Here is a 6,406-nt window from a genome sequence, read left to right as displayed (position 1 = left end):
CGCGCCGCGTCGCGCCATCGCGCCCCCTGATCGTCACCCCGGTCAGCAAAGGCGCACCGTGCGCCGCGACGACCCGTGCCCCGGACACGTAAGGAATGCCGTGCCGGGCCGCCAGCGCGCGGATATCCGGCGATTCGCCGGGACGAGGGTCGACGATCGCCTGGACGTGCGTGCCGACCAGGGCCAGGTCTTCGGCCGTGGCCAGCGCGCTGTCGGTGGCGCCGAATACTACCGCGCGGCGTCCGGGGACTGCGGCGAAGCGATTGATATAGCCGCGTACGGCACTGGCCAGCATCACGCCGGGACGGTCGTTGCCGGCGAAAATGACGGGTTGTTCGATCGCACCCGTGGCCAGCACGCAGCGCTTTGCGGTGATCCGCAGCAGACGCTGGCGCGGCTGGTTGGCGCCCGGTACGGGCAGATGATCGGCGACGCGCTGGAGTGCGCCATAGACCCCGCCGTCATAGGTGGCATTGACGCTGGTGCGCGGCAGCAAGGTGACGTTGCCGCAGGCGGTGAGTTCGGACAATGTCTGTTCGACCCATCGTCCGGCCGGCGCGCCATCCAGTTCGACCCGATCGAACAGCAGACGGCCGCCCGGGCGAAAATCGTCGTCGCACAGGATCACGCGCGCGCCACCGCGGGCGGCGGTCAGGGCCGCCGCAAGCCCGGCGGGGCCGGCACCGACCACCAGGATGTCGCAGAACAACGATATCTTGTCATACCGGTCCGGATCGGCCTCGGTGGCGGCGCGGCCCAGCCCGGCAGCGCGACGGATGAGCGGCTCGTAGAGCTTTTCCCAGAATGCGGCCGGATACATGAAGGTCTTGTAGTAGAATCCCGCTGAAAGCATCGGTGCGAGCAGCCGGTTGAACGACAGCAGGTCGAAGGTCAGCGAGGGCAGGCGGTTCTGGCTGTGCGCGACCAGCCCGTCGAACAGTTCGATGACGGTGGCGCGGGTATTGGGCTCGCGCCGCGCGCCCTCGCGCAGTTCGACGAGGGCGTTCGGCTCTTCCGCCCCCGCCGTCAGGATGCCGCGTGGACGATGGTACTTGAAGGACCGGCCGACCAGGCGGACGCCGTTGGCCAGCAGGGCCGAAGCCAGCGTATCGCCGGCGAAGCCCGTATAGTGGCGGCCGTCGAAGCGGAAACGCAGGGGACGGTCGCGGTCGATCAGCCCACCGGCGGGGAGCCGGGTGCATGCGTTCTGACGGATCGTCACGCCGCGGCACCCGTCCGGGACGCGCTGACCGCGTCTTCCGCGCCCAGAATGTCATGGGTGCGCGTGTCGCGCGTGATCACCATCCAGCTGCGGCACGGCGTGTGGTACCACAATTCACGCATTGGGCCGGCGACGTTGTCACGCAGATAGACATAATCGCTCCAATCGGCGTCGGGGGCGTCGGGGGTCGGGCGACGCGGGGCGGCGTCACCGCGAAAGACGAATTCGCCATTGTTCCGGAGACCGCAAGAGGGACAGGGCAGGCGCATGGTGATCTTCCCTTGGCGTGGAACCGTAAAGATGGGGTCGAATTTCAATGCAGATTGGGCTGGGCGCCCATACCCTTTTCGTCGATCACCGCGCCGCGTTCGAATCGGTCCAGGCGATAGGCGGTGGCGACCGGATGGGGCTGGTCGCGGGCGATCAGATGGGCGAAGCAGAGGCCCGACGCCGGGGTCGCCTTGAAGCCGCCATAGCACCACCCGGCATTGAGATAGAGTCCGTCGATAGGCGTCCGGTCGATGATCGGGCTGCCGTCCATCGACATATCCATAAGACCCGCCCATTGCCGCAGCATGCGCACGCGGCCGACGCGGGGCATCAGGGCCATTCCGGCTTCGCACACATCCTCGATCGCTGGAAGATTGCCGCGCTGAGCGTAGGAATTATAGCCGTCGATATCGCCGCCGAACACCAGGCCGCCCTTGTCGGACTGGCTGATGTAAAAATGCCCGGCGCCAAAGGTCACGACGCAGTCCATGAAGGGCTTCAGCCCCTCGGATACGAAGGCCTGCAAGACATGACTTTCGATCGGCAGGCGCAGGCCGGCCATGGCCGCAACCTGTGACGAGCGTCCTGCACAGGCCATGCCGACCTTGTCGGCGACGATATAGCCGCGTGTTGTCTCCACCCCCTGGATGCGACCGCTTTCGATCCGCAGTCCGGTCGCCTCGCAATTCTCGATGATGTCCACGCCCATCCGGTCGGCGGCGCGGGCATAGCCCCAGGCGACGGCGTCATGCCGTACCGTGCCGCCACGGGGCTGCAACAGGCCGCCCATGATCGGAAAACGCGCGCTGTTGAAATCGAGGAACGGCAGCGCCGTGCGCACCGCGTCCTCATTCAGCAGTTCGGCGTCGACACCGTGCAGGCGCATGGCGTTGCCGCGCCGGGCATAGGCGTTGCGTTGGGTGTCGGAATGGAACAGGTTCAGCACGCCGCGTTGGCTGACCATCGCGTTGAAATTGATGTCCTGTTCGAGGCCTTCCCAAAGCTTCATCGATGCTTCGTAGAACGGGAGGTTACCGGGCAGCAGATAGTTCGACCGGATAATGGTCGTGTTGCGTCCGACGTTGCCGTTGCCCAACCAGCCGCGTTCGACGACAGCGACGTTTCGGACCCCGTAGCGGCTGGCCAGGTACCAGGCCGTCGCCAGCCCGTGTCCGCCACCGCCGATGATGACGACGTCGTAGCGTGGCGCGGGTGCCGCCTTGCGCCAGGCCGGCGTCCAGTCGCGGTTACCGGATATGGCATTTCGGATCAGGGAAAATATGGAATAACGGTCGAACGTCATGTTGATCCTCGGCTCTCCGCGACATATACGGCGGAATCCGCTCGACAGTACCATAAGATTGTTTTATAGTTATGGGGATGCAATGAGATGACGCATCGACAGGTGCTTTCCATGGCGCGACCAGCGGGCGAGCGACCGCTTCCCTTCGATCTGCAAGCGCTGTCGGTTTTTGTCGCGGTCTGCGAGCATGGCAGTATGGCGGCGGCGGCGCGCCATCTGGGTGTCAGCCAGCCCGCCGTTTCTCAGGTGATCGGCGAAATCGAGGCGAAAGGCGGTGTACGCCTGTTCGATCGAGGGGTGCGTCCGCTGGCGCTGACCGCGGCGGGCGCAGTTTTGCGGCAGAGTGCACTGGCCCTGACGTCGGAGGCCCGACAGGCGGCCAACCGGCTGCGCGAGGTGCATGCCGGGCGGGTTTCGCTGATCCGTGTCGGTATCGTCGACAGTCTGATGCGTGCGGTCCTGCCGCCGCTGTCGCGTTTTCTGGCGGAACGGACGGTCCAGGCCGTCATTCATTCGGGCTTGACGGAAAGCCATGCGTCGGCCCTGTTTGGTCGGCAGATGGACATCGTGGTAGGGGTCAGCGACTTCGCCGACGTCAATGGATTGGAGCGTTTTCCGCTGGCGCGGGAACCCTATCTGTTGTTGCTGCCCGCAGACCGGCCGGTGCCCAAGACACCGGCCGACCTGGCGGCGTTGAGCCAGGTCTGCCCGTTTGTACGGTTTTCGCTGCGCTCGCGGACGGGGCAGGAGATCGAGCGTTATCTGCGCCGGTTGCGGTTGGAGTTGCCGGTAAGCATGGAGTTCGATGCCCCCTATGGCGTGCTGACCGCCTGTCGCCAGGGCGCGATGGCGATCACAACGTCGCTGTGCTTGTTCGAATGCGGGCTGGATCTGACCGGCTTGCGCTGGGCGCCGCTGCCTGGGCCGAAGATGGGGCGAGTGCTGACGATCGTGGCGCGTGAACGGGAATTCGGCGCGCTGCCGCGAGACTTGTCGGCCACGCTGCGCGCGGCGCTGCATGCCGAAGTGGTGCCGGTGCTGCGCGGGATCCTGCCGACGCTGGAACCCGAAGTGAATGTGGTTTCCCACGGCGGGGTGATGGACCTATAATCCGCGTTTCGTCTCTTCTTGCTTACAGGACCATAGCCTTGATCAAGACAGTCCGGCCCGCTTCCCCCGCCCGCAAGACGCGGGTGCGGACCGTGTCCGAGCGGCGGCCGGCGGCCGATGCCGTGTCGACGCGCGACGATGATGACGCCGCCGACCTGCTGACCGGTTCCACCGCCGCCCCGGTGCGCGAGATGACGCTGGAGGAAGCGCTGGGCAACCAGATCCGGCAGTTGCGGCGCAAGGCGGAATTGCGGGGCGGGGATATCGCGCAGGCGGCCGGGATTTCGCTCAGCATGTTGTCGAAAATCGAAAATGGCCAGATCTCGGCCTCGTTGGCGACGCTGCAGGCGGTGTCGCGCGCACTGAATGTGCCGCTCAGCCAGCTTTTTTCCGCTTCGGAGGAACAGCGCGACTGTTCCTATGTTCCCGCCGGGCAGGGCGTCGTAATCGAACGGCGGGGAACCAAGGTCGGGCATGAATATCGCCTATTGGGTCATCTGCTGGGCGGCGACGTGGTGCTGGAGCCCTATCTGATCACCCTGCATGAGGAAGCGCATCCCTATACCAATTTTCGTCACTCCGGGATCGAACTGATCTACATGCTGTCGGGCCATGTCCTTTACCGGCATGGTTCGGCGAATTATCACCTCAAGCCCGGTGATGCGCTGCTGTTCGACAGCAGCGCCCCGCACGGTCCGGAAAAGCTGCTGGAAAAGCCGATGACCTATCTGTCTATCATCGTGCACGCCCGGACGCCGGACTGATCGCCGGCGCGTGGCGGAAGAAAATTTTCCACATAGGAAAAAATTGTTCTTTATAGTTGACCGCTGCACCGCACGACGCCTAAGGTCATCGCAGATACACCTGGTTCGATGGAGACGCGGCGATGTGCGGCATTGTCGGCCTGTTTTTGAAAAAACCCGAACTGCGACCGGAGCTGGGCACACTGACGGCGCGGATGTTGGATGTGATGACCGAGCGCGGGCCGGACAGTGCAGGTTTCGCGATCTATAACGCGGAACCACCGGGTAAGCGGAAGCTGACGCTGCGCATCGAGGCTGATGACGCGGATCTGGTCATGCGGCTGGACGAGGCTCTGGCCGTGAAGGTCGGGGATGTAGTCGACATCGTCCGGCGGGATGACCATGTCGTGATTCGCTATCCGGCCGAAGCAACTGGCGCTGTGGGCAACGTGATGTCCGCTCTGGCGCTCGGCGCGGTGGTCGTGGCGGATGGCGAGGCGATGGAACTCTACAAGGGCGTGGGCCTGCCGCGTGACGTGACGACGCGCTTCGGCCTGGCCGGAATGGCCGGCACTCATGCCATCGGCCATACCCGTATGGCGACTGAATCGGCCGTGACCATCGCCGGCGCCCATCCTTTCTCGACCGGGCCGGACCAGTGTCTGGTCCATAACGGTTCACTGTCGAACCACAACGCTCTGCGCCGCAAGCTTCGGAGCGAGGGTATCCGCTTTTCCACCGAGAACGATTCCGAGGTCGCCGCCGGCTACCTGTCATGGCGCATGAGCCAGGGCGCGCGGCTGGACGAGGCTTTGGACGCGGCGCTGGGCGATCTGGACGGGTTCTATACTTTCGTTGTGGGTACCAGGACGGGTTTTGCGGTCCTGCGTGATCCGATCGCCTGCAAGCCGGCGGTGATGGTCGAAACCGACGATTACGTGGCTTTCGGGTCCGAATATCGCGCGCTGGTCGATCTGCCCGGCGTCGAACACGGACGGGTCTTCGAGCCGGCCCCGCAAACGGTCTATTACTGGGAACATGCCGCATGATTTCCGCATCTACCCGTGAGGATACCACGATAATCGATCTTGCAGTGCAGCCGCTGCGCGAGGTCAACGCATTGCTGCAGGCCGGCCGCCGGGGCAGTCAGCATCCGTACCGGCTGAAAAATCCGCGTGGTCAGCATGCGATTGCGGTTGGGCTGGATGCGCCCGTGCATGTCACCATCGAAGGCAATGTCGGCTATTACGCTGCGGGCATGAACAAGGCCGCGACGGTGATCGTCGAAGGCAATGCCGGACCCGGCGTCGCCGAAAACATGATGAGCGGACGGGTGCATGTCAAAGGTAACGCCTCGATGGCGGCCGGAGCGACGGCACGTGGCGGATTCCTGCTGATCGACGGCGATGCCGGCGCACGCTGCGGGATTTCGATGAAGGGCGTCGATATCGTGGTGCGAGGCAATGTCGGGCATATGAGTGCTTTCATGGCGCAGTCCGGCGCGCTGGTCGTTTGCGGCGACGCAGGTGAGGCATTCGGCGACAGCCTGTACGAGGCCAGGTTGTTCGTGCGCGGCACGGTCACGAATCTGGGCGCGGATTGCGAGCGCAAGGACATGACCCATGAGGACCGCGTGCGCTTGGAAGGGTTGCTGACAGCGGCGGGGATTGCGGACATGTCGGCCGAAGACTTCACGCTCTATGGTTCGGCCCGGCGTTTGTATCACTTCCATGTCGATCACGCGAATGTCTACTGAGG

7 protein-coding genes are annotated in these 6,406 nt (G+C 64.5%); 4 read left to right on the top strand and 3 right to left on the bottom strand.

Annotated elements, in window-relative coordinates; genetic code table 11:
• The 3 genes from HUK84_RS00745 to HUK84_RS00735 form a co-directional block, all read right to left on the bottom strand.
• The coding region (locus HUK84_RS00745) for a 2Fe-2S iron-sulfur cluster-binding protein (protein WP_317135196.1) at positions 1-1,222 on the bottom strand (1,222 nt) is incomplete at its 3' end.
• Complete coding sequence (locus tag HUK84_RS00740; protein WP_176638479.1) at positions 1,219-1,491, bottom strand: sarcosine oxidase subunit delta; 273 nt, start codon at positions 1,489-1,491, stop codon at positions 1,219-1,221. The genes HUK84_RS00740 and HUK84_RS00745, both read right to left, overlap by 4 nt.
• A 44-nt stretch (positions 1,492-1,535) precedes the next feature.
• Complete coding sequence (locus tag HUK84_RS00735; RefSeq protein ID WP_176638478.1) at positions 1,536-2,795, bottom strand: sarcosine oxidase subunit beta family protein; 1,260 nt, start codon at positions 2,793-2,795, stop codon at positions 1,536-1,538.
• An 87-nt stretch (positions 2,796-2,882) separates the two neighbouring features.
• Here HUK84_RS00735 and HUK84_RS00730 point away from each other — a divergent pair, with 87 nt between their 5' ends.
• From HUK84_RS00730 to HUK84_RS00715, 4 genes are all read left to right on the top strand, one after another.
• Positions 2,883-3,905: a LysR family transcriptional regulator gene (locus HUK84_RS00730; protein ID WP_218064112.1), complete on the top strand. Its 1,023-nt coding sequence runs from the start codon at positions 2,883-2,885 to the stop codon at positions 3,903-3,905.
• Between the two features lie 38 nt (positions 3,906-3,943).
• The gene (locus HUK84_RS00725) at positions 3,944-4,669 is read left to right on the top strand and encodes a helix-turn-helix domain-containing protein (RefSeq protein WP_317135195.1); all 726 of its coding nucleotides are present in this window, start codon (positions 3,944-3,946) and stop codon (positions 4,667-4,669) included.
• Positions 4,670-4,791: 122 nt separating this feature from the next.
• A complete protein-coding gene (locus tag HUK84_RS00720) occupies positions 4,792-5,697 on the top strand; it encodes a class II glutamine amidotransferase domain-containing protein (RefSeq protein ID WP_176638477.1) in 906 nt (301 codons plus the stop codon).
• Positions 5,694-6,404, top strand: a complete 711-nt coding sequence (locus HUK84_RS00715; RefSeq protein ID WP_176638476.1) for a GltB/FmdC/FwdC-like GXGXG domain-containing protein — start codon at positions 5,694-5,696, stop codon at positions 6,402-6,404. The genes HUK84_RS00720 and HUK84_RS00715 overlap by 4 nt, the downstream gene beginning before the upstream one ends.
• Positions 6,405-6,406 lie beyond the last annotated feature (2 nt).

The organism is Nguyenibacter vanlangensis (genome assembly GCF_013376155.1).
In the GTDB taxonomy this organism is placed as follows: Bacteria; Pseudomonadota; Alphaproteobacteria; order Acetobacterales; family Acetobacteraceae; genus Gluconacetobacter; species Gluconacetobacter vanlangensis.
Note: the sequence above shows the minus strand (reverse complement) of the source record. Positions and strands in the feature narration are given on the sequence as shown.

Bases quoted from the DNA above. Each gene is read 5' to 3' on its own strand.
- HUK84_RS00740 (WP_176638479.1), bottom strand. From the start codon at position 1,491: ATGCGCCTGCCCTGTCCCTCTTGCGGTCTCCGGAACAATGGCGAATTC.
- HUK84_RS00735 (WP_176638478.1), bottom strand. From the start codon at position 2,795: ATGACGTTCGACCGTTATTCCATATTTTCCCTGATCCGAAATGCCATA.
- HUK84_RS00730 (WP_218064112.1), top strand. From the start codon at position 2,883: ATGACGCATCGACAGGTGCTTTCCATGGCGCGACCAGCGGGCGAGCGA.
- HUK84_RS00720 (WP_176638477.1), top strand. From the start codon at position 4,792: ATGTGCGGCATTGTCGGCCTGTTTTTGAAAAAACCCGAACTGCGACCG.
- HUK84_RS00715 (WP_176638476.1), top strand. From the start codon at position 5,694: ATGATTTCCGCATCTACCCGTGAGGATACCACGATAATCGATCTTGCA.